At 39.7% G+C, this 22852-nt stretch carries 21 protein-coding genes; 10 read left to right on the forward strand and 11 right to left on the reverse strand.

Annotation, left to right across the window (positions count from 1 at the left end):
* Positions 1-2 precede the first annotated feature (2 nt).
* The 6 genes from yabN to AC3II9_RS18650 all read left to right on the forward strand — a co-directional run bounded on the left by yabN (position 3) and on the right by AC3II9_RS18650 (position 3732).
* A complete protein-coding gene (yabN, locus tag AC3II9_RS18625; RefSeq protein WP_489157856.1) occupies positions 3-1466 on the forward strand; it encodes a bifunctional methyltransferase/pyrophosphohydrolase YabN in 1464 nt (487 codons plus the stop codon).
* A gap of 3 nt (positions 1467-1469) precedes the next feature.
* Positions 1470-1760 (forward strand): RNA-binding S4 domain-containing protein, encoded by a 291-nt coding sequence (locus tag AC3II9_RS18630; protein ID WP_489157858.1) that lies wholly within the window; start codon positions 1470-1472, stop codon positions 1758-1760.
* Between the two features lie 101 nt (positions 1761-1861).
* Entirely contained in the window at positions 1862-2155 is a 294-nt protein-coding gene (gene yabP, locus AC3II9_RS18635) for a sporulation protein YabP (protein WP_391375777.1), read from the forward strand.
* Complete coding sequence (gene yabQ / locus AC3II9_RS18640; RefSeq protein ID WP_489157859.1) at positions 2155-2628, forward strand: spore cortex biosynthesis protein YabQ; 474 nt, start codon at positions 2155-2157, stop codon at positions 2626-2628. The genes yabP and yabQ overlap by 1 nt, the downstream gene beginning before the upstream one ends.
* 32 nt (positions 2629-2660) lie before the next feature.
* On the forward strand, positions 2661-3086 hold the full coding sequence (locus AC3II9_RS18645) for an FtsB family cell division protein (RefSeq protein WP_489157860.1): 426 nt from the start codon (positions 2661-2663) through the stop codon (positions 3084-3086).
* A 217-nt stretch (positions 3087-3303) separates the two neighbouring features.
* Positions 3304-3732 carry a S1 domain-containing RNA-binding protein gene (locus AC3II9_RS18650; RefSeq protein WP_391375769.1) on the forward strand — a complete coding sequence of 143 codons (429 nt, stop codon included), beginning with the start codon at positions 3304-3306 and terminating at the stop codon, positions 3730-3732.
* A 120-nt stretch (positions 3733-3852) separates the two neighbouring features.
* Here AC3II9_RS18650 and AC3II9_RS18655 read toward each other — a convergent pair whose 3' ends face one another.
* Positions 3853-4041 carry a hypothetical protein gene (locus AC3II9_RS18655; RefSeq protein ID WP_489157862.1) on the reverse strand — a complete coding sequence of 63 codons (189 nt, stop codon included), beginning with the start codon at positions 4039-4041 and terminating at the stop codon, positions 3853-3855.
* 681 nt (positions 4042-4722) lie between these two features.
* Here AC3II9_RS18655 and AC3II9_RS18660 point away from each other — a divergent pair.
* The 4 genes from AC3II9_RS18660 to ftsH all read left to right on the forward strand — a co-directional run bounded on the left by AC3II9_RS18660 (position 4723) and on the right by ftsH (position 11250).
* A complete protein-coding gene (locus AC3II9_RS18660) occupies positions 4723-7077 on the forward strand; it encodes a SpoIIE family protein phosphatase (RefSeq protein WP_489157864.1) in 2355 nt (784 codons plus the stop codon).
* Between the two features lie 20 nt (positions 7078-7097).
* A complete protein-coding gene (gene tilS / locus AC3II9_RS18665) occupies positions 7098-8501 on the forward strand; it encodes a tRNA lysidine(34) synthetase TilS (protein WP_489157866.1) in 1404 nt (467 codons plus the stop codon).
* Positions 8502-8533: 32 nt separating this feature from the next.
* On the forward strand, positions 8534-9076 hold the full coding sequence (gene hpt / locus AC3II9_RS18670) for a hypoxanthine phosphoribosyltransferase (protein WP_391375757.1): 543 nt from the start codon (positions 8534-8536) through the stop codon (positions 9074-9076).
* A 134-nt stretch (positions 9077-9210) separates the two neighbouring features.
* Entirely contained in the window at positions 9211-11250 is a 2040-nt protein-coding gene (gene ftsH / locus AC3II9_RS18675) for an ATP-dependent zinc metalloprotease FtsH (protein WP_489157868.1), read from the forward strand.
* 147 nt (positions 11251-11397) lie between these two features.
* On the opposite strand, the gene AC3II9_RS18680 is transcribed toward ftsH, so the two are convergent.
* The 10 genes from AC3II9_RS18680 to AC3II9_RS18725 are packed head-to-tail and all read right to left on the reverse strand — an operon-like array spanning position 11398 to position 22645.
* On the reverse strand, positions 11398-12135 hold the full coding sequence (locus AC3II9_RS18680) for an SDR family NAD(P)-dependent oxidoreductase (protein WP_489157870.1): 738 nt from the start codon (positions 12133-12135) through the stop codon (positions 11398-11400).
* Between the two features lie 53 nt (positions 12136-12188).
* Positions 12189-12935: an SDR family NAD(P)-dependent oxidoreductase gene (locus AC3II9_RS18685; RefSeq protein WP_489157872.1), complete on the reverse strand. Its 747-nt coding sequence runs from the start codon at positions 12933-12935 to the stop codon at positions 12189-12191.
* Between the two features lie 14 nt (positions 12936-12949).
* Positions 12950-14587 carry an AMP-binding protein gene (locus AC3II9_RS18690; protein ID WP_489157874.1) on the reverse strand — a complete coding sequence of 546 codons (1638 nt, stop codon included), beginning with the start codon at positions 14585-14587 and terminating at the stop codon, positions 12950-12952.
* Between the two features lie 17 nt (positions 14588-14604).
* Positions 14605-15444 (reverse strand): 1,4-dihydroxy-2-naphthoyl-CoA synthase, encoded by an 840-nt coding sequence (gene menB / locus AC3II9_RS18695; protein ID WP_489157876.1) that lies wholly within the window; start codon positions 15442-15444, stop codon positions 14605-14607.
* 11 nt (positions 15445-15455) lie between these two features.
* A complete protein-coding gene (locus AC3II9_RS18700; protein ID WP_489157878.1) occupies positions 15456-16625 on the reverse strand; it encodes an acyl-CoA dehydrogenase family protein in 1170 nt (389 codons plus the stop codon).
* Positions 16626-16641: 16 nt separating this feature from the next.
* Positions 16642-17838 (reverse strand): thiolase family protein, encoded by a 1197-nt coding sequence (locus tag AC3II9_RS18705; protein WP_489157880.1) that lies wholly within the window; start codon positions 17836-17838, stop codon positions 16642-16644.
* Complete coding sequence (locus AC3II9_RS18710) at positions 17835-19004, reverse strand: acyl-CoA dehydrogenase family protein (protein ID WP_489157882.1); 1170 nt, start codon at positions 19002-19004, stop codon at positions 17835-17837. The genes AC3II9_RS18705 and AC3II9_RS18710 overlap by 4 nt, the downstream gene beginning before the upstream one ends.
* 14 nt (positions 19005-19018) lie before the next feature.
* A complete protein-coding gene (locus tag AC3II9_RS18715) occupies positions 19019-19798 on the reverse strand; it encodes an enoyl-CoA hydratase/isomerase family protein (RefSeq protein ID WP_489157884.1) in 780 nt (259 codons plus the stop codon).
* Positions 19785-20654 (reverse strand): 3-hydroxyacyl-CoA dehydrogenase, encoded by an 870-nt coding sequence (locus AC3II9_RS18720; protein WP_489157886.1) that lies wholly within the window; start codon positions 20652-20654, stop codon positions 19785-19787. The genes AC3II9_RS18715 and AC3II9_RS18720 overlap by 14 nt, the downstream gene beginning before the upstream one ends.
* A gap of 5 nt (positions 20655-20659) precedes the next feature.
* Positions 20660-22645 carry a sigma 54-interacting transcriptional regulator gene (locus tag AC3II9_RS18725; RefSeq protein WP_489157888.1) on the reverse strand — a complete coding sequence of 662 codons (1986 nt, stop codon included), beginning with the start codon at positions 22643-22645 and terminating at the stop codon, positions 20660-20662.
* Positions 22646-22852 lie beyond the last annotated feature (207 nt).

Raw genomic sequence — 22852 nt, forward strand, 5'->3', positions numbered from 1 at the left:
AGATGCATCAATTAACAGTGATCGGTCTAGGTGCGGCAGATTTTAATCAGCTGCAAATGGGGGTCTATAAGCAATTAAAACAAGCAAAGACATTATATGTTCGTACAGAGGACCATCCTGTACTGAATGATTTAAAAGAGGAAGGCGTCACATTTTCAAGCTTTGACTATATTTATGAGAAGCATGATACATTTGCCCCTGTGTATGAGGAAATAGCTTCTCGATTAATCGAGGCAGCAAAGGAAGCACCAGTGATGTATGCAGTGCCAGGGCATCCGCTTGTAGCAGAGCAAACCGTGCAGCATTTAATCGAGGCAGAGCGTAATGGGCAAGTAAAGCTAAAAATCGAAGGTGGTCAAAGCTTCCTAGACCCCATTTTTGGCGCATTGAGAATTGATCCAATCGAAGGCTTCCAACTATTAGATGGGACAAGTATGTCAATGCATGATCTTAACATGCGCCAGCACATTTTAATTGCGCAAGTATATGACGCATTTAGTGCATCGGAAGTGAAACTTACATTAATGGAGAAATACCGAGATGATTATCCGGTAACAATCGTGACAGCGGCAGGTTCAGCTCAAGAGAAGTTAACGATTGTGCCCCTGTACGAGCTTGATCACGTGGCAGAATTAAATAACTTAACAACGGTGTATGTGCCGCCTGTGATGTCAGATGAAGAGGCGTTACGTGATTGGACGACTTTCCGCAAAATTATTGCGACGCTTCGTGGTCCAGAAGGCTGTCCGTGGGATCAAAAGCAAACACATGAATCGTTGAAAAAATATTTACTTGAAGAGGCACATGAGTTTTTAGCTGCTGTGGATGCAGAAGATGATGAAGGCATGATTGAAGAGCTTGGCGATGTACTGCTACAAGTATTTTTACATGCGCAAATTGGTGAAGATAACGGCTATTTCAATTTGGAGGAAGTGCTTGCCTCTATTAGTGAAAAAATGATTCGTCGCCATCCACATGTATTTGGCGATGTATCAGTAGAAGATGCAGACCATGTTTTGGCGAATTGGGAAGCAATTAAACGTGCGGAAAAAGGACAGGTAGAAGGACGTTTACTTGAAGGTGAGTATCGCGCGGAATCTTCTTTGCAAACGGCTTATAATTATCAAAAAAAGGCGGCAAAAGTAGGGTTTGATTGGCCAAATGCGGATGATGCATGGGAAAAATTCATTGAAGAGATGAAAGAATTCCAAGTTGAAATGAGTGAAGGCTCGCCTGCTACACGCCTAGATGAGTTTGGTGATGTGCTATTTACATTAGTAAATGTGGCACGTTTCTATAAAATCTCACCAGAAGAAGCAATGTTACACGCGAATGAGAAGTTTGCCCGTAGATTTGGTTATATCGAAGAACAAGTAAAGGCGAGCGGGAAAGACTTTGATGCATTCACATTAGAGGAGTTAGACTGCTTTTGGAATGAGGCAAAGCGTATGGAAAAGGGGGAATAAAAATTGCGTTTAGATAAGTTTTTAAAAGTGTCACGTTTAATAAAAAGACGAACATTAGCAAAGGAAGTAGCTGTACAAGGACGTATCACAATTAACGGTAAGGTCGCAAAAGCAAGCAGTACTGTGAAAGTGGGCGATGAACTAGCTATTCGCTTTGGACAAAAAATTGTCACAGCTCGTGTAGAAGAGATTCGTGAGAATGTTCGTAAAGAAGAAGCCACAAAGATGTTTACGATTGTAAAAGAGGAAAAACTAGAGAAGATTGAGCCTGAATTTATTGATGATGAAGAATAGATGAAATAGAAAAATGAGAGCATGATAGTAAATTTTACTGTCATGCTTTTTTCTATGTGTGCATACAGTGTAGAAAGTGGACAAGGAAGGGGAGTTAATCTATGCATTCAGAAAGTACAAGATATACCATTCCATCAGGAGACCATCTAGTAACGCTTCGCAATCGCAAGCGTATGGATATGACATCGGTAAAGGAAATTGAACGTTTTGACCAAGAGGAGTTTTTTGTTAGAACATCACAGGGGCATTTACTCATTCGTGGTGAAGAGCTACGCATTGTGCATTTAGATGTAGACAAGGGGCTGCTTACATTAGAAGGTATGGTCAAGACGGTCCAATACGATGAAGAAGAATCCGGACTGTCAAAGAGTTTACTGCATAAATTATTCGGCTAATGTCTGCACAATTAGTTAGTACGTTTGTCATGTTTGCAGCCGGCATAATGGTAGGTGCGATCATTGATTGTATCCGATATATGACATCATTGTTGCCTAAAAAATCAATTTTTTCCAAACTAGCGTATTTAATTGAACTAACAGCTTGGCTTATGTTAGGAGCTATTACTTTCTATTTTTTATTTATCATTAAGGGTGGTGAGTGGCGAGCAATCGATCCACTTGCCCAAATTGTCGGAATCATTTCATATGATTTATTTTTCCAACCGATATTTCGATTTATCGGAAGACTTTTTGTGACCATCATCATAAAACCCATTTTCTTTATCATTCGTTTCGTTATAAAGCTCATTTACGGTATCGTTCATATTTTTATCAGAATATTAACAATTTTATTAACACCTATTATTAAAATCTATAAAACTTCTAAAAAACGGGTTTTACTCTACAAAGTAAATAAGTATAATAAATAGTAACAAATGTAGAAGCAATGGGGGTGAACGGCGTGGCACAGCGTCAACAACAAGAACAAGTACATAGAGGCACTGTTAAAACGTTAGATAATGACTATGTCCGCTCCAACGCAAATCTCGCAAAGCAACAACAAATGAAACACCGTCAAAAAGTATTAAGTCGTAGAAGACTAGCAGTGTTTACGGTATTTGCTACAGCTGTATGTGTGGCATTAGTAAGCATGATGATGAACCAGAATACACGTTTAGCAGAAAAAGAAGCACAAAAAATAGAAGTACAAGCACAATTAACCGCAGTAAAAGAGCAACAGGACATGTTAAAACTACAAATTGCCAAACTAGAAGATGATGAGTATATTGCAAAGTTGGCACGTAAAGAATATTTCTTATCAGAAGAAGGAGAAATTATTTTTACGATTCCGAAGGGGAACGACGAAAAAGAAGAGGACGAACAGTAGATGGGAAGGCAGACACGTCATATACGTAGTTTGCCTTTTCAAATGGCTAAAATCTTAGGACTATTTAGGAAATTGATTCTGTTTGTCGTTTTATGGCGAGAGAGTCTTGTTGACACTTATAGTTAGTCCGATATAATAAAGGGGAAACCATAAAGTAGTTTCGTGATATATTAGGACTGATAGAGTCTTTTAAAATTTAAGGAGGAGCATTTTTTTTATGTCAATTGAAGTAGGCAGCAAAGTACAAGGTAAAGTAACAGGAATCACAAATTTTGGAGCATTCGTTGAGCTGCCAGATGGCAAAACGGGTTTAGTGCACATCAGTGAAGTAGCAGACAACTATGTGAAGGATATCAACGAGCATCTGAAAGTAGGAGATGAAGTTGAAGTAAAAGTGATGAATGTTGAAGCGGATGGTAAGATTGGCCTTTCAATCCGTAAAGCGAAGCCCCAAGCTGAGCGACCAGAGCGTCCGCAGCGTCCTCGTCGAGAAAACAATCGTTCAAACGAGCGAAATGATCGTCAACCAAAAGAAAATTTCGAACAAAAAATGGCGCGTTTCTTAAAAGATAGCGATGAACGTTTAACTACATTAAAACGTGCAACAGAATCAAAACGTGGCGGCCGTGGAGCACGTAGAGGGTAATTTGCTGGCTGTTTTAATTATAGAAAAAGTGCGCTATAAAGTAAAAACAGTTTGTGTACAAAGTACACAAACTGTTTTTTTATAGAAAGATTTATTTATAAAAAGGACTGGAGTAATGCTTCAATCCTGTTTTTGCTGCGATATAAGGAGCTTTACTAAGCCAATTAATGTAATAATTCCAATGATTAAACCAACAACTAACAGTAAAATTTGGAACATTACAGGGGTTTTAGTTAAGTAAAAGCCCAGTAAAATAAATAATGCACTCGCAGCACAAAGCGCAGACAATGTACGGAAATCTTTAATCATAATAGCCCTCCTAACTAATATCTTAATCCACTTTGGTAGTGAAAAAAAGACTAATGCTTAGTAGTAACAAGGACTGTAAATGCCATATAGAAAAAATCTATTCTAAAATCTCGATATCTAAGCGCTTTTGAATGGTTAACGAGTGCATAGTGACAAAGTTGTATAGCCTTCTACCAAACGATTTACGATGAAAAGTTCGAGTAACCTGAATCTTAGGAATAAGACGTTCAATTCAATACAAATACCTAGAGAATATACTAGATTACGCTTATACCGTTTTACATTTCTGGATATGAAGGCGATCAAAAAAACAGATGCTTATGAGGTATTAACTGAGCAGGCAATTGAGATTGAATTAAACTAATTATATTTCAAAAGGCTTCCTAGTTTAAAACGATGGAAGTCTTTACTGTTTAATCTATGCTATTTCTATAAAAATATATTGTCATTGACTATATAAATTAACTTAAACTGTGTCCATTGCAAAATATCCCTGTATCCGGTCAAATGCTCGCAAGATGTAGGCTGATTTTTAAAGTCAGTCGTTTTTGAGAGGATATGTATTTATTTAGCGCAATCCTAAAGTTTTCGTCGAACAATTTTTTCTTACGCCCTTTATAAAAAGACAAAATTCATTTCTTGACTTTTTTATAATAAACCTTATATAAAGGGGGTTGGAAAGTGGTTACAATTCAAGATTTGCGTCAATTATCGAGTGGACAAAGCGAACTATTTACGGGGAATGAAAAGCGAATCATGTTCTTGTTACAGCTGACTTTTTTGGGGGTGAGCTTTTTTTTAGCAAGAGCAGTCTTTTTTGAAGCAGCCGTTCCATTTTTGGTTCCGTTTTGGGCTATCGTTAGTCTCCGCTATCGCCACCTGAAATGGCCAACATTAATTGGTGGGCTTACCGGAGCACTCACGTTAGGGTTGGGACAACTGGTTATTATTTTTCTTCAATTATGCACATTTCAATTTTTAAAGAGACTAATTAAGATTCCATTGCCTATCCTTGTCATGCTTGCTACGCTACTTGTTCAAATTGCTTGGCAAGGGGGCGTTTATGGCGGATGGCCACCTCTACTTGTCCAATTTTATGTTGGTTGTGAAGCTGTATTAGCCATGGTCATGATGATTTTTTTACAGCTGACATTATTACCGCCACATCGTTTTTGGACATCAGAGTGGACGTATGAACGGGCTGGCGCGGCATTTTTTATTCTGGCTGCCATGCTAACAGGGATGTCATCGTTTACATTATCTATCTTTAACTTAGCAATTATTTGTTTACATTTAGTCATTTGTATTGCTGCTTTTGTTGGGGGCGTTACATTATCGACGATTGTTGCCACTATTTTAGGGACGATTGTAGGGATGGCGCATTTGTCATTTACGGGGATGCTTGCCTTATATGCGTTGACGGGTGTGTTTGCAGGGAGCAGTGTGCAACTTGGACGATTTGGCATTGCACTAGGCAGTATTTTACCGAGTGTCTTTTTCTTCTTTTATGATGCAACGCTACCGCTAGATATTGTGTACTTCGTGTCTATTAGTATCGCTACACTACTATCTTTACTGATTAATCGTTCTGTACTAGAGAAGTTACGTGCATTTTTTTATCCAAAAAGAGATGAAGTATTGCTGAAGCGGCAAGAATGGTTAACAAATCATATGACGCAAACGATTGAACAATTCCAGCAATTTGTCTTTTTTATGAAGGATCTTGTGTTTGATCGATTTACGGAACAATCGATTACACCCAAAAAAATCCAACCGTGCAATATATGCCAAGATTGTTTTCGGTATGATCGCTGTTGGGGAGAGAAACAAGATATGGCTGAAAAAATTGCACAATATTATCGGGGAAAAACATCGCAAAATCCTATTGCGATAGCACAGGCAGAGGAAATTCTAAGGTTAAGATGTATTAAGTCGGACAAGCTTTTACAAGAACTTGAGTACTTATTATATAACGAACAAATGAATAATCAGCTTTTTCATGGGAAGAAAATGATTGCCCTACAGTTGCAAGATGTGAGCCATCATCTGAATCGTTTGCTACAACAAATGCAAGGGGAGTCTGTATCATTTGAATCGTTAGAATGTGAACTGTTAGAACGACTCCAAAGTGCACAGTTAAACTGTTTTCAAATTGATGTTTTATCCAATGAAGTAGGACAACGACGTATTGTTTGTTCCGTTACGATGAAAAATATAGACCAAGCGACAGAGTTAAGTGAGCGTACCATTTTGCCGATTTTATATGAACGATTTGCTGAGCCTTTTTATGTGGAACGCATTACGTATAAAGAAATGCCATTTCCTTATGTAGAAGTGCGTGTAAGGTCATCTGTACGGTTCTCCATGGAGCAAGGGATTTATAGCCGAGCAAAACACAATACTTCAGGTGATGCGCATGAACTTTTCCCTATCCATGACGGACTAATGGCTATTATGTTATCGGATGGCATGGGAAAAGATCAGCGTGCACGAAAAGAGAGCGATACGCTGATTCGCATGCTTCGTGAATGTTTAACGTACAATATGGACCCAGAGACTGCCATGCACACGATTCACTACGTGATGTCGCTAAAGCATGATCGTGACTTATATGCAACCATTGATTTTGCACTAATCGATTTACAGCATGGTTCGCTTTGGTCGTGGAAAGCGGGAGGGATTGCAACGTATGTATTACGTGGTGATGATGTGTTAAAAATTGAAGGGAATGCAGCACCAGTTGGACTCATGCCGACATTTTCAATTGAAACAGAGACGCTACGTTTAAAAGCCGATGATATTGTCATCATGGCATCAGATGGCTTATTTGATGGAGCGCTTCATTGGCACGAACAAGAGCGACATTTTTTCCAACTATTAAAGAAAAAAAATAAGCAACAATTAGCAACAGATGTGTTATTGTACGATGTAATGGAACAATATAAGCAAGCTTATGATATTCAGGATGATTGCACAGTTATTGCATGCAAAATAAAACATATTAACCCTAAATGGTCTGTCTTAAATTTAGTGTAATAACGTGAGAAGGTGAGAAGATGAGGGCATTTGAGCAAAATATTTTGCAGTTTATTGAGAGTGAGCAGCTTATCAACAAGGGGAATCGCCTCCTCATCGCTTGTTCAGGGGGCGTCGATTCAATGGCGCTCCTAGCTTTTTTTGATAAATATCAAAAAAAGTTAGAGGTTGAAATATATGTCGCTCATGTTGATCATCTGTTGCGTGGCGAGCAATCGGCGGGTGACCGACTATTTGTCGAGCAATTTTGTCAAGACAGACAAATCCCGTGTTTTAGTACGGCTATCCCTATTCCAACTATTTTGGAAGAGCAAGGTGGAAATTCACAAGCAGTCTGCCGGAAGGAACGCTATGCATTTTTGGCTGCCGTCATGAAAGAGCAGGCCATTGATACGCTAGTGACCGCTCATCATGCAGATGACCAATTAGAATCGGTATTGATGGCACTTGCAAAGGCTGGAACCATTACAAGTATGCAAGGAATCCATGCCAAGCGTCCATTTATAGAAGGAATGATAATTCGTCCATTTTTAACGGTTACAAAAGACGAAATAAGGGGATATTTACAAAAGAGTGGTGTAGATTTTCGTGAGGATGCAAGTAACGCGAAAGATGATTATACAAGAAATCGGTTCCGTCACCATGTTGTGCCACTTTTAAAGGCTGAAAATGAATTCGTTGCCCAACACGCAACACAATTTTCATTGCAGTTAATACAAGATGATACGTATTTACAACAGCTTGCTCATCAAACATTTAATCGTTTAGTTACAAGAAAAAGTGATCGTTGTTATGAAGTTGAAATTAATGCGTTTTTAAATGAACCACTTGCTTTACAAAGAAGGCTCATTTTAATACTATTAAACTATCTTGATAACGATACAGACACGTTTCAAAGTCATACGTTATGCACACTCATTTTAAAGCTATTTCAAACGCAAAATGGAAGCGCTATGATGAACTTACCGAGAGGATGTATAGTGAGCAGGCAATATGGGAAAATACTTTTCTTGAAAGAGCAAGAAGTTGTTCCAGTTATTTCCGGTGAGCTTGTATTAAATGAATGGAATGAAAGAGCAGGGATTCGGTTTTACATAGGAGAATTTGCTCACTTAACTTCACTGTTAAGTAAAGACGCAGAAATCTATTACGTGAGCGCAGAAACACTATTTCTTCCGATACGTACAAGAACCCGTGAAGAGGGAGATCGTATACAGCTAGCAGGTATGGATGCGCCAAAACGCCTATCGAGACTCTTCATAGATGAAAAAGTACCGCTTACGAAGCGAGATGAGTGGCCACTGCTTGTTGATCATAAGGGGGAGATACTGGCGGTAATCGGCTTGCGGGTAAGTAATAAATTTTCTAGAACAAGGCGTGCAGGGGATGACTATGTATTCATTTGTGAAGCAAAGACGGACTAGGGTGTTTGAACAATCTTGAGGAGGAATCAATAATGATTCAAAATGATATTGAAAAAATTGTAATTACAGAGGAACAGATTCAGGCACGTATTCAGGAGCTAGGTGCGGAATTAACAGAAATTTATAAAGACGAATTCCCCCTCGCTATTGGTGTGTTAAAAGGTGCAATGCCGTTTATGACAGACTTAATGAAACGTTTCGACTCTTATATTGAAGTTGATTTTATGGATGTCTCAAGCTATGGAAACGCAACTGTATCTTCTGGTGAAGTAAAGATTTTAAAGGATTTAAATACAAGTGTAGAAGGTCGTGATGTCATCATTATTGAAGATATTATCGATAGCGGTTTAACACTAAGCTACCTTGTCGATTTATTTAAATATCGTAAAGCGAAATCAATTCGTATTGTAACGCTTTTAGATAAGCCATCTGGTCGTAAAGTAAATTTAAAGGCTGATCTAGTTGGCTTTGAAGTACCAGATGGATTTGTAGTAGGTTATGGATTAGATTATGCAGAAAAGTATCGTAATTTGCCTTACATCGGTATTTTAAAACGAGAAGTTTATTCTTTTTAACTAACAATTGTGTAACGATTTCGACAAAAATCATGTGAAACATATTTTAAGCAGTGCTTTTCGTTGTATGTAGAAAACATCGTATGTTAAGATTTTACTTATAGTTTTTCTGTAATGTTGTGAGGAGGCTGGGGATGAATCGAATATTTCGATACACCATATTTTATTTGTTAATTTTTCTCGTGATCATCGGAATTTTTGGCACATTTAATGGGGGCAATAAGCCAACTGAAGAGCTGACGTATCATGAGTTTTTAAAAGCTTTGGATGCTAGCACGATCAAAGAGGTAGTAATACAACCAGATAGTGGTGTATACGTTGTAGAAGGTGTTATGAAAGGGGCTGAAGAGGGGGAAACGTTTACAGTTAACCTTCCTCAAAATAACCAAGCATTAATGGATCGCCTAACAGATTTACAAAAGGCATATCCAGATGTGCATTGGGAGCAAGCGCCTGAAACAAGTGGATGGGTGAGCTTCTTTACAGGCATTATCCCATTCATTATTATCATTATTTTATTCTTCTTCTTGTTGAGTCAATCGCAAGGTGGAGGCAATAAAGTGATGAACTTTGGTAAATCGAAAGCAAAGCTTTACGATGACCAAAAGAAAAAAGTACGCTTTACAGATGTAGCAGGCGCTGATGAAGAAAAAGCAGAGCTTGTGGAAGTAGTAGAGTTCTTAAAAGACCACCGTAAATTTACTGAAATTGGTGCTCGTATTCCAAAAGGTATTTTACTAGTAGGTCCTCCAGGTACGGGTAAAACATTACTTGCTCGTGCAGTAGCTGGGGAAGCAGGCGTACCATTCTTCTCGATTTCAGGTTCTGACTTCGTAGAAATGTTCGTCGGTGTTGGTGCATCACGTGTTCGTGACTTATTCGAAAACGCGAAGAAAAATGCACCGTGTATTATCTTCATTGACGAAATTGATGCAGTAGGTCGTCAACGTGGAGCAGGTCTTGGTGGGGGTCACGATGAGCGTGAGCAAACATTAAACCAATTACTCGTTGAGATGGATGGTTTCGGTGCAAATGAAGGAATCATTATCATTGCAGCGACAAACCGCCCTGATATTCTAGACAAAGCATTATTACGTCCTGGTCGTTTTGACCGTCAAATTACAGTAGGTCATCCTGATGTAAAGGGACGTGAAGCGATTCTTAAAGTACATGCACGTAACAAGCCTTTATCAGACACAGTTGATTTAGGTGCTGTAGCACAACGTACACCTGGCTTCTCAGGTGCCGATTTAGAAAACTTATTAAACGAAGCAGCACTTGTTGCCGCTCGTAAGAATAAGAAAACAATTGACATGGTAGATATTGATGAAGCTTCTGACCGCGTCATTGCAGGTCCAGCGAAAGCAAGCCGTGTCTACTCTAACAAAGAGAAAAAATTAGTGTCCTTCCATGAAGCAGGTCACGTAGTGGTTGGCTTGACTCTAGATGAGGCGGACACTGTGCATAAAGTAACCATCGTACCACGTGGTCAAGCAGGTGGTTATGCAATTATGTTACCAAAGGAAGAACGCTTCTTCACGACGAAACAAGAGTTATTAGACCGCATTGCAGGACTTCTTGGTGGCCGTGTAGCAGAAGAAATTGTGCTTGGAGAAGTATCAACAGGTGCGCATAATGACTTCCAAAAAGTAACGAATATTGCGCGTGCAATGGTTACAGAGTATGGTATGAGTGAAAGCCTTGGTGCGATCCAGTTTGGTTCTGGTTCGGGCGGTAATGTGTTCTTAGGGCGCGATTTCAACTCGGATCAAAACTACTCAGATAAAATTGCGTATGAAATCGATAAAGAAATGCAAAAAATTATCGATACGCAATATGAGCGTACACGTCAAATTCTGACGGAGAAACGTGAGTTATTAGATTTAATCGCCAACACATTAATGGTGAAAGAAACATTAAATGCTGAAGAAATCGAACATTTACGTGACAACGGTACATTGCCAGAAAGCTCAATTCAAGCAATGGATGAGGCGAAAGAACGCAAAGAACAAGAACAAGAAAAGGCAGAGGCTGAGCCTACAGTTGAAGTAGCTGGTACACCAACAATCAATAATGATATTCTTGGTAAAAAATCAGATCCAACAGTAGCGGACTTGCCAAAAGAAGAACCGTCTTCAGAACGTCCAAAAGGCATCGATGAAGACCGTGGATAAGTAATAAAATAAAGAGAACAAAGCAACTAATTGCTTTGTTCTCTTTTTTATTTTTCAGAAAAGAAATTAATTACTTACCTGATGGATATTCGTATCAGAAGTGACATCATCTCTATCTATTTTAGTGGAGACATGTCTTTCTAAATATTAGCTAAACATAGAATGTCCACCGTTCACAGATAATACTTGTCCTGTGATCCAATTGGATGCGTCACTTAGTAAAAAGGTAACTGCCCCCGTTACATCTTCTGCTGTCCCTAAGCGTTGTAATGGATAGTGCTTTAAAACTTGCTTTTGAACGTCAGGAGAAAAATGTAAATCATTTTGATCTAATAAACCGATTGAAATTGTGTTGCATTGGATTTGATAGCGACCGACTTCTTGTGCTAGAGACTTCATCAAGCTAAGCACACCACTTCTGGCTGCAGCAGAAATAATGAGTTTGCGGTCTCCCGTACGAGCAGAATCACCGATTAATGTTATAAACTTACCCTTATTCATTTCCATCATCTGTGGTAGAAATACATAGGCTAAATGGATAACACCGTTTAAACATACATCTAGCTCGTGCTGCCATTCATACGGTTTATAGTCAAAAAATGATTTCATTTGTGTAAATGCAGCATTATTTATGACAGCTGTCACAGGTCCAAGAGAGGCTGTAATTTCTTGTTGTAGCCGTTGAACATCCTCTAAACGGCTAATGTTTGCTTGGAAACTTACCGCTTTACCACCTGATGTGATGATCTGTGTTACTGTTTCTTGCGCTTTTTCTTTTGAATGGTGATAGTGAACCGCAACGGTAGCGCCTTGAGCGGCTACTTGTAAAGCGATAGCACGTCCAACACGATCAGATGCACCTGTGACTAAAATAACTTGTTCCATTGCTCATACCTCCTTAAGAAAACAGGAGTCACAAAGCGTGACCCCTGTCATTTCTATACCATGGCTAAGCCACCATTGACTGATAGTGTTTGTCCTGTAATATAATCTGCTTCAGTGGATGCTAAAAACGCTACAGCATTGGCGATATCTTCTGGCTGCGCTAAGCGGCGGAATGGAATCGCCTTGATTAATGCTTCCGTAATTCCTGCATTATACTCACTGATTTCCTTAAATAGTGGTGTATCAGCTGGACCAGGTGCGATACAGTTTACATTAATTTTATGACGAGCCATTTCACGTGCCAGCGTTTTTGTTAATGCAATAACCCCGCCTTTTGCAGCGGAATATACGGCTTCACCGCTTGAGCCAACACGTCCTGAGTCAGATGCCACATTCACCACTTTGCCAAAGCCATTTTCAATCATAAGCGGTAAAATCGTTTTACATGTGTGAATTTGCCCCATTAAGTTGATATTGATGATTGTCTCCCATGTAGCTGGTTCACTTTTTAAAAAGGGTTCAATTTTATCCCAACCTGCATTGTTGACTAGCACATCGATTTTACCAAACTGTTCGACCGATTTACTTACAGCTTCTTCTACACTTTCTAATTTTGTTACATCACAGTAAAGAGCAACAGCCTGTCCTTGCTGTTCTTTAATGAGGGATACTGTCTGCTCCGCGTTATTCTCGTTAATATCCGTTACAATTACGTTAAAATTTTTGGCTGCTAGCGTGAGTGCAATTTGGCGTCCAATGCCACTGCCAGCCCCTGTTATGAATGCTACTTGATTTGTCATGTCCTAACTCCTCCTTATGAGAGTGGTGCCTGTTGAGCGACCATTTCACGTAATTTGAACTTTTGAATTTTCCCACTCGCTGTACGAGGGAAGTCTTTTAGTAATTGTAGATGTTCAGGCCAATATTGTTTGGCAACCCCTTTTTGTTGTAAAAAGGCTTGCATCGTTTCCATTGTTAACGGTGTTGTGTTAGGTTTCATGCATATGAAGGCACATGCTTTTTCTTGAAGACGAGGGTCTGGCATCGCTACAAGTTGCGCTGCAAATACATCTGGATGTTCATATAAAATATTTTCAATATAGGCAACAGGGATGTTTTCGCCACCACGAATGATAATGTCTTTATTACGACCAGAGATACGAATATAGCCATCTTCGTCCATAATTGCGCGGTCTCCCGTAATGAACCAGCCATCTTTAAATTCTTCTTGGGTAACGTCTAATTGGTTTAAGTAGCCAACGAATAGGGCAGGACCTTTGCATAATAGATTGCCTTCTACATTTGGTGGTACTTCATTGAAATCTTTATCAACGACTTTTACCTCCATGCTAGGGAGGGCCACTCCGTCTGTATTCATTAGCTTATCTTCTGAATCGTCGAGTTTAGTAAGTGTCACAAGACCATTTTCGGTTTGACCCCAACCAGATAAAATACGAAAGTTTACCATTTCCTTTGCTTGTTTGACAAGTACTCGTGGAATAGGCGCACCTAATGCAAGGAAAGCACGGAATGTAGAAAGGTCGTAATCTTTCATATAAGGCGATTGCATGGTGTCTTGTAAAAATGGAGTTGCGCCTGCTGTAAACGTAATTTTTTCTTTTTCAATGAGTTGTAAAAATTCTTGAGGGTTCCAAATATCTTGATAAACGGCTGTCCCAGCATAATGCGTTGGTAGGCGTACACCATAACCGAAGCCTGTTTGATGTGCGAATGTAGAAGCCATAAAGAGCACATCGTCACTCGTTAAACGTAAACGTTCAATCCAAAAGTTTGTAGAGACACAAAGGGTATTATGCGTATGCATCACACCTTTTGGGTTACCAGTTGTACCTGAAGTAAAAATAATTTCTGTTACATCATCTGGATGATGCTCAATTGTGTCTAGAATTGTAACATCCAATTGTTCCTCCCAAGGTGTATTAAATAAGAAGTCGATAGATTGCATATTTGTTGAAAAACTGTTACCAATCACAAGTATATGCTGTACAAATGGCCATTGATGGCGTAAATTTTCATACATCTTGACATAATTAAAGTCGCGGAATGTATCTGGAATAATAATAACTTTTGATTCTACTGCCCCAATCATATAACCAATCTCGCGTTCACGATAAATCGGGATTAAAGGGTTCGTAATGGCCCCAATCCGTGTAATGGCGTAATGTAAAATGATGAACTCGTTCCAGTTAGGTAGCTGCAATGACACTACATCGCCTTTTTCTACGCCTAATTGTTGTAGACCAAGTGCTACACGATCAACCATTTTTGCGAGTTCTTGATAGGTATAGCGACTTTTACGATCGATAATAGCGACTTTGTCTGGATGTTTTGCTACGGCATCATGTAAATAATTGATTATCGTTTTTTGTGGCCAAATAGATTGGTACTTTTCCACATAGTCCTCCGTTAACATCGTTTGCAGTTGCTTCATTCAAAACGCCTCCTATTCTATACACGGAATTTATTGAAATCGACTGGACGCTTTTCTAAAAAGGCTTCTTTCCCTTCATTTGATTCCTCGGTATTATAGAACATGGCTAAACTCCCCATAGCAAGCTGTGAAATGCCTTGAATATTAGCGCTATCTGCATTGAATGAATATTTCAGCATTTTTAAAGCAGTTGGGCTCTTTTCAAGTAGTTTTTGTGCCCATTCATAAGCAGCCTCCATTAATTGTGCTGCTGGGACGATTTTATTAACTAAGCCCATTGCTTTACATTCTTGTGCTGTATATTGCTCGCATAAATACCAAATTTCACGTGCTTTTTTCTCGCCAACAATGCGCGCTAAGTAAGCAGAGCCAAACCCTGCATCATAGCTACCTACTTTCGGTCCGCTTTGTCCAAATTTTGCAGTGTCCGCTGCAATGGTTAAATCGCAAATCACGTGTAAAACATGCCCACCACCAATCGCATAACCGTTTACTGCGGCGATAACGGGTTTTGGTATATTGCGAATGACTTGGTGTAGTGCTTCAATTTCTAAGCCAATGCCGCCACCTAATCCGCCGTTGTGGTTATAACCACCTTCTGAGCCTTTTGACTTTTGATCTCCACCTACACAAAATGCTTTTTCACCTGTGCCTGTTAAAATGACAACCCCAATGCGATTATCATCCCAAGCGTCACGAAATGCCCAAATGAGTTGTTGTACTGTTTCTCCGCGAAATGCGTTATACACTTCTGGACGATTGATCGTAATTGTCGCAATCCCATCTTCTTTTTTGTATAAAATATCAGTTAGTTCTAATGGTTGGTGAGTACCAATTAGTGAATTTACAATGTCCATGTTCATTCCTCCTAAACTGTTTGAGTTTGATGTGTACGGAATTCTTTTCCGATAATCTCTTTTGCAATAACCATTTGGTTTGCTTGTGCTGTACCGTCCCCGATTTCTAAGCCAATTACATCACGTAATCGTTGCTCTAACGGCATTTCTTTTGTGTATGCATAGTGCCCATTTAGTAGAAGACATTCATGAATAGCTTCTACGCTATATTTTGGCCCAAGCCATTTCACACTCGAAGCTTCTTTTGAATGCTTTCGCCCTTGATCACGTAGCCATAACCCGCGGTAAGCTTGCCATTTGATGAGCTCCAGTTGTGTATGATGTGTCACAATAGGGAACGAAACAGCTTGATATGTGGCTAAAGGGCGACCGAATGATTGACGTATTTTTACATGTTCAATCGTTTCATCAATACTCTGCATCGCGGCGCCAACACATTGTAAACCGATAAGTAAGCGACTTAAGTCGAAGCCGTTCATTACTTGTGAGAAGCCTTGATTTTCTTCCCCAATCAAATTTGTTGCTGGAATGCGTAATTCGTGCATATAAATCGAGCCGCGTCCAATCGGGATATTGCCCATATCTTCATAGCCCTTTGCTTCAAATCCATTGACAGTAGAAGGTACAAGAAATGCACTAATACCTTTATTACCGAGTGAAGGATTCGTTTTAGCAAAGACGATGAAAGCATCTCCGCATGTAGCGACACTAATGCCTGATTTTTCACCGTTTAATACATATTCATTGCCTTCACGGCGAGCCGTCGACGTAATGCCACCAGCATCTGTTCCCGCAGCAGGCTCTGTAATGGCAATGCCAACAATTTTTTCGCCACTTGCGATTTGCGGTAGCCATTCATTTTTCATTTCTTCGCTTGCATGTTGGGTAAGAATTTCGCCGATTAAAGCATTTAACATAACAGAGTACGTTAAGTTAAAATCACCCCGACCAATTTCTTCTGCTGCAATGCCTGTTGTGAGACAATCTGCGCCGACCCCACCATATTGTTCGGGAATCCGAAGCCCGGTAACCCCTAAATCACCGAGCTTTTTCCAGAGGTGGCGGGGTGTAATACCTTCACGATCCCATTTTGTGTAGTTTGGTAATAATTCTTCCTTTGCGAAATCGCGCAAAATTTTACGGAATTGCTCTTGTTCTTCTGTGAATTCGAAATTTAGCATAGGCAAAAACCCCTCTCTAATAGTTAAATGTGCAGTTTTCGATAATTGTTGTAATACCTTGACCACCACCGATACAAAGCGTAGCAAGACCATATCGGCCATTACGTCGCTGCAATTCATGGACAAGCTTTGTTAAAATAATGGCTCCTGTTGCGCCGATTGGATGCCCCAGTGCAATAGCGCCCCCGTTCACATTCACTTTCTCTATATTAAAATTACCTTCCTGAATAACAGCGAGCGCTTGAGCAGCAAATGCTTCATTAAGCTCGATTAAATCGATATCATCAAGTGTTAAGTTTGCTTGTGCAAGTGCTTTTTCTGTTGCTGGAACAGGTCCAATCCCCATAATTTCTGGCGCTACCCCCGCAACTGCTTGCGCAATAATTTTGGCTTTTGGTGTTAAGCCATATGCTTTTACTTTGTCTTCGCTCATAAGTAAAAGGGCAGAGGCCCCATCATTTCGACCGCTTGAGCTGCCTGCTGTAATCGTTCCATTTTCTTTGAATACAGGCTTTAGTTTTGCTAATTGTTCAAGGGAAGTATGCCGTGGATGCTCATCGGTAGTGATGGTTGACGTCGATTGTTTAGTTTTGATTTCATAAGGAATGATTTCATCGTGAAATCGTTTGTTTTCAATGGCTGCAAGTGCAAGCTCTTGGCTACGTAAAGAAAAGACATCTTGTGCTTCGCGGGAAATATGATATTTTTCTGCTAAGTTTTCCGCTGTTATCCCCATGGTAATGTGTCCGTATAAATCAGTTGGCTGTGAATTGACTTGGCTTTCAGTATTGGCGTCATACAACATCACATTGCCAACACCTAGTCCATAACGTGCCTGACTTAAGTAAAACGGAGCTGTACTTAAGCTTTCTGCTCCTCCTGCAATCATGACATCCTGTAGACCAAGTGCGATTTGCTGTACCGCATTATTGACCGCTTGTAAACCAGAGCCACATTGGCGATGAACGGTATAAGCAGTGACTTCAATCGGTATCTTGGCACGTAACGATGCTACCCGCGCAATATTTGCTGCATCCCCACTTTGCCTAGCCTGTCCTAAAATGACTTCATCGACTTGGATAGGGGATGGCTGTCGATCGAGAAGACCCTGTATGACATGTGCCGCCAATTTGTCAGCTGCTATATCTTTAAAAGCACCCCCAATTTTGCCAATCGGTGTGCGGACTGCATCGACAATATACACATCTCTCATACATTCACGCCCTTTTTGTTGTGATATTCACGTCCCAATTCTGAAGCAATAATATTACGTTGGATTTCTGAAGTCCCTTCATAAATGCGTGTAATACGCGCATCGCGGAAGTAGCGTTCAACTGGATAGTCTTTCATATAACCAAGTCCGCCATGAATTTGTAGAGCTGTATCAGCCACACGGTTATATACTTCAGAACCGTATAATTTTGCTATGGCTGCTTCTTTTACAACACGCGTCCCTTGATCGACCATCCAAGCGACACGATAAGTTAACGCGCGTAATGCTTCTATTTGCATCGCCATATCGGCCAACATATGTTGAATCGCTTGGAAGTTGAAAATCGGTTGACTAAATTGCTCACGCTCTGTTGCATGTTGCATCGAATGTTCTAATAGTTTTTGGGAAGAGCCTAAGCAGCGAGCGGCCATACCTGCACGTCCATTGGCTAAAATTTTTAACGCATTCACATAGCCAGTGCCTTCTAATCCGAGTAAGTTTTCAGTAGGGATTTCAACATTTTCAAAAAATAGTTCGGCTGAATTTGAACCGCGTAATCCGAGTTTCTTTTCTGGTGCCCCAATCTCAAAACCGGGTGTTCCCTTTTCTACGATAAAAGAGCTAATGCCTTTTGCTCCTTTTGTTGAATCTGTAACGGCCGTGACCGTAAAGACATGGGCATCGTGTGCATTTGTAATGTAATGCTTAGAGCCATTTAAAATATATTTATCGCCTTTTCGCACAGCTGTTGTTTTTAAATTGACTGCATTTGAACCAGCAGATGGTTCTGTTAAGGCAAATGCACCAATCCATTCCCCGGTTGCCATGCGCGGTAAATATTTTTCTTTTTGAGTAGGGGAGCCGAATTCTACGATACCGACAGAGCCAATACCAATATGACAAGAAATTAATGTCGTAAAACCGTTATGTGTTTTCGCTAATTCCTCTAATACGGCACATTTACTGACCATATCAAGTCCAAGACCACCATATTCTTCAGGAATACTTAAACTAAATAGGCCCATCTCTTTTGCCATTTCTACAAGGTGTGGGGGAATGGCATTTTGTTCTTCAATTTGATTCGCAAATGGCTCTACTTCATCTCGAATAAATTTTTGTACTAATTCCTTTAATGCTAATGTATCCTCACTAAATGCAAAATTCATCACGTGTCCCTCCTTTATTGATTTGTGAAGTTTGCTGGTCGTTTTTCGATAAATGCGCGTGTTCCCTCTGCTTTATCTTCTGTCCCGAAGAGTAGGGAGATGGATAGTTTTTCAATCCATTGTGCGGTTTGCATATCTACATCAAAGCCGTGATGTACGGCTTGTTTAGCAAGCTGTACAGCGATAGGGCTCTTTTTCAAAATAGCTTCAGTAATTTCATGTATCTTTTGCTCGAGTGTTGTTTCTGTACAGTAGTATGTGGCAAGACCCATTTGCTGTGCTTCTTCACCGGAAACAATTCGGCCAGTGAGGATGAGATCGAGTGCATGTCCTTTACCGATGATGCGCGTCAGTCGTTGTGTCCCGCCCGCTCCAGGTAAAACGCCTAGGTTGAGTTCAGGTAATCCAAACTTGGCCTTCTCCGTTGCGATGCGAATATCACAAGCGAGTGCCAATTCACAACCACCGCCAAGTGCGAAGCCATTAATAACGGCAATGGTCACTTTAGCGCTCTGCTCAATTTGGGTGTATACATGCTGCATGCCTAAGGTTAGGCCATCTAAAGGTGTCCGTTTTTCTAGTGCTTTAATATCAGCGCCAGCAGCGAAAGCCTTTCCCCCAGCTCCTTGCACAATAATGAGTCGGATGTTCGGTTGTTTTTCTAAGTACGTAAAGGCTTCTTGCAATTCATTTACCATTTTTTCATCTAGTGCATTCAATACTTCAGGTCGGTTCAGCGTGATGTAGCCAATCTGTTCAACAGTTGAAAGATGAATGTAATCAAGTGTTAGCATGTTGTTCACACTCCTTATAGTTATAAAAGCCTTTCCCCGTTTTTTTGCCTAGACGGCCAGCTTTCACATATTTCACTAATAGCGGACTAGGTCGATATTTTTCGCCAAGTGTTTTGTGTAAATATTCTAGTGTCCGTAATCTTGTATCTAGTCCTACTAGATCACCCATTTCAAGAGGGCCCATTGGATGGTTGAGTCCAAGTTTAATTGCTTTATCGATGTCTTCCGCTGAGGCTACACCTTCCATCAGCATGTTTACTGCTTCATTTCCGATGAGCGCATTCATCCGGGAAGTGACAAAGCCCGGAAATTCATTCACTTCAACTGATTCTTTTTGCATTTGTGCGGCAACTTGTTTAATGATGTCTACGGTTTCATCTGATGTATCGAGCCCACGAATGATTTCAATGAGCTTCATTTTGTGTACCGGGTTAAAGAAATGCATGGCCAGTACTTTAGTGGGGCGAGTTGTTTGACAACCAATTTCCGTTGGGCTAAGTGACGATGTATTTGTGGCTAAAATGGTCTCGGGTGAACAAAGTACATCGAGCTGTTTAAAAATCGCTGTTTTAATTTCAATACGCTCTACGACAGCCTCTATTACGAGCTCCGCATTAGTAGCTGCTTGCTCGATAGAAGGGGTATAGTGAATTTGCGCCACAGCTTGTTGCTGCTGTGTGGAGATAAAGCCTTTCTCTCTGCTTTGCGCGGCGATTTTTTCGATTTCTTGCTGGGCATTTTGTAAGCTGGCAACTGAAATATCTTGTAGTGTTACCGTGTACCCGCTAATGGCAGCGGTATAAGCAATACCTCTGCCCATAATACCTGCACCGATAATAGAGATTGAGTTAACCATATACATCACTCCTTTATATTTTTGACTTTTCTGACGATTGTAGAGGGATTAACATCTAGAATTTTCGCCATTTGACGATAGGAAATATTTTTTTCATTTAGTAAAAGAAGCAGCTCTTTTTCGAGTTCTTTCACCGCCGTTTTAAGGGGTAAAATATCATTCACAATAATGGGCTTTTTACTTATATTTTCTTGAAGAGCAAATAGTTGTTGAATATGAAAAGCATGAAATAACGTACGGTGAGATGATAAAACGAGTCGTTCTAACAGTGAGAAAATTTCTGTTAAGTTTTCTGTCCATTGTTGCCGCAGTAGAAATTGAATCGCATCGGCGGTTAACGTAATCGAACGATGATGTTTTTCACTTAGAAGATGAATAAAATGTTGAATAATTGCTTTTGTTTCTTTTGGCTGCTCCGCAATGGACGGTACATGAAACGCAATGGCATTAATTAAATAATAAAGTTTTTCGCTGAAGTTAGGTGACGAATCAAAGGAAACATCTAGACTAATAGAAGCCATGATTCGAATATTTATAGTAGAAGAATGCTGCTCTATAAGAGAAGCAAGTCTTTCCTGTAACGTATAGGGTAAATAATCAATATTTTTAAAGTACAACGTGCCATTTGTAGCGAGAGAAAATAAATAATACCTTTCAAGAGAAGTGGCGAATAATAAATGCTCCAATTCGTTTTTTGTTTTTGTTCTACAGTCAATTTCAATAAAAGGCGCCTTTTTACGTTCACTATTTAATACAATTTGTTTCGCTAATGTGGAACGACCTGTACCGATATTTCCTTTAATTAAGACGGAGGAGCTTACTTTCGCAATTTGTTTGATTTTGTTTGTCAGTTCTGTTGAATATGAAACAATGGAGTCGTTTGTTAGTGTAAATACATGATGAAGTTGCTGCTGGAGTGCGTTTATTTTTTTAAGATGTTGAGACGTTGTTGTAATGTTGGAAATGCGTACAACGATCCGTTCGATTGTGCGCTGTTCTTGATTGGTGATAATAGAAAAATGAACATCTAATACTTGTTGATGACGATTTGTCATGCGAATGGTACTTTGTGTTTTTTTATTTTGGATAATGTCTTGCAATGCTTGAGAAAACTTAACACGTTGAGATTCTTCATACATAATAGATATATAGAATTGATGAAATAAAGTATTTTGGCGCAGAATATCTCCATTTGAATCCATAATAGCAATGCCATGTTCACTCGTGTCCATTAGCATTTCATTTTCACGGACTAATTGGCGGTACGTTTCTAACTCGGAGGTGAGGGACTCTATTTTTGAAATGTCCTCAAATACACCGACAGCACCTACAAGTTGTTTGCCATCAAAAATGGGTTCACGGTGAGAAACATACCAGCGTTTACGCACTTTATATTTTTCTACTTGTCCTTGCCCTGTTTGAAGTACTTGAAGTAATCCTTTTGGTGGAACGACATCTGTAATAAAACGGCCAATTGATTTTTCGAGTGGGACACCGGAGATTTTCTCACCTGCCCGGTTCATCATCGTAATATTGCCTTGAATATCGACTGCCATAATGCCACTCGGTACAGCTTGAAAAACAGTTTTATAATGTTTTAATTGAAACTGTTGTGCTTTTGCAACAGCTTCATAAAAAGTAGCTTTATCAAGGTAGCCGATATATTGGTGATCCTGTTTCACAATGAGCAAATGTGTATCTGCGGGCCATTCATATTCTATAGACGGAATATGTGTAACCATAGTAAATTGTTTATTGACCATACGAGCAAATGCTCTCAGTTGATCGATATCTTCTATATAGTCGAATCCAATCTTCATGCAATACTGTAATAAGTCCGTTGCGGTAAAGAAGCCTTCTAATTTGCCAAAGCGTCCAATGATCATACCGTAACGATAAGCTTGCGCAGTCATTGTGTTTAATAGATGAAGTAACGTAGTCGTCTCGCTAGGGAAAACCCCTATAGGTTGTAGCTGAATAGTCTGTTCCATGGAAAGTCTCCTTTCTCGCTAGATTGTGTTGCGAATTTGCAACACAATCTACGTTGCTTTTTAAAGTATTAGCTTTATAGAGTAGTGGAAATTCGAGTGTATACTGCAAATAAAACGTAACATATTCTCTTTTGCGTATCAAATATACTTTTAAATGTTTTTTAGTTGTCATTTGGTTATATTGTTGAATTTATAATATTGATAAAA

It is taken from the genome of Lysinibacillus sp. RU7, from assembly GCF_057837305.1.

Bases quoted from the DNA above. Each gene is read 5' to 3' on its own strand.
- yabN (WP_489157856.1), top strand. From the start codon at position 3: ATGCATCAATTAACAGTGATCGGTCTAGGTGCGGCAGATTTTAATCAG.
- yabP (WP_391375777.1), top strand. From the start codon at position 1,862: ATGCATTCAGAAAGTACAAGATATACCATTCCATCAGGAGACCATCTA.
- yabQ (WP_489157859.1), top strand. From the start codon at position 2,155: ATGTCTGCACAATTAGTTAGTACGTTTGTCATGTTTGCAGCCGGCATA.
- AC3II9_RS18650 (WP_391375769.1), top strand. From the start codon at position 3,304: ATGTCAATTGAAGTAGGCAGCAAAGTACAAGGTAAAGTAACAGGAATC.
- AC3II9_RS18655 (WP_489157862.1), bottom strand. From the start codon at position 4,041: ATGATTAAAGATTTCCGTACATTGTCTGCGCTTTGTGCTGCGAGTGCA.
- tilS (WP_489157866.1), top strand. From the start codon at position 7,098: ATGAGGGCATTTGAGCAAAATATTTTGCAGTTTATTGAGAGTGAGCAG.
- hpt (WP_391375757.1), top strand. From the start codon at position 8,534: ATGATTCAAAATGATATTGAAAAAATTGTAATTACAGAGGAACAGATT.
- ftsH (WP_489157868.1), top strand. From the start codon at position 9,211: ATGAATCGAATATTTCGATACACCATATTTTATTTGTTAATTTTTCTC.
- AC3II9_RS18680 (WP_489157870.1), bottom strand. From the start codon at position 12,135: ATGGAACAAGTTATTTTAGTCACAGGTGCATCTGATCGTGTTGGACGT.
- AC3II9_RS18685 (WP_489157872.1), bottom strand. From the start codon at position 12,935: ATGACAAATCAAGTAGCATTCATAACAGGGGCTGGCAGTGGCATTGGA.
- AC3II9_RS18690 (WP_489157874.1), bottom strand. From the start codon at position 14,587: ATGAAGCAACTGCAAACGATGTTAACGGAGGACTATGTGGAAAAGTAC.
- menB (WP_489157876.1), bottom strand. From the start codon at position 15,444: ATGGACATTGTAAATTCACTAATTGGTACTCACCAACCATTAGAACTA.
- AC3II9_RS18700 (WP_489157878.1), bottom strand. From the start codon at position 16,625: ATGCTAAATTTCGAATTCACAGAAGAACAAGAGCAATTCCGTAAAATT.
- AC3II9_RS18705 (WP_489157880.1), bottom strand. From the start codon at position 17,838: ATGAGAGATGTGTATATTGTCGATGCAGTCCGCACACCGATTGGCAAA.
- AC3II9_RS18710 (WP_489157882.1), bottom strand. From the start codon at position 19,004: ATGAATTTTGCATTTAGTGAGGATACATTAGCATTAAAGGAATTAGTA.
- AC3II9_RS18715 (WP_489157884.1), bottom strand. From the start codon at position 19,798: ATGCTAACACTTGATTACATTCATCTTTCAACTGTTGAACAGATTGGC.
- AC3II9_RS18720 (WP_489157886.1), bottom strand. From the start codon at position 20,654: ATGGTTAACTCAATCTCTATTATCGGTGCAGGTATTATGGGCAGAGGT.
- AC3II9_RS18725 (WP_489157888.1), bottom strand. From the start codon at position 22,645: ATGGAACAGACTATTCAGCTACAACCTATAGGGGTTTTCCCTAGCGAG.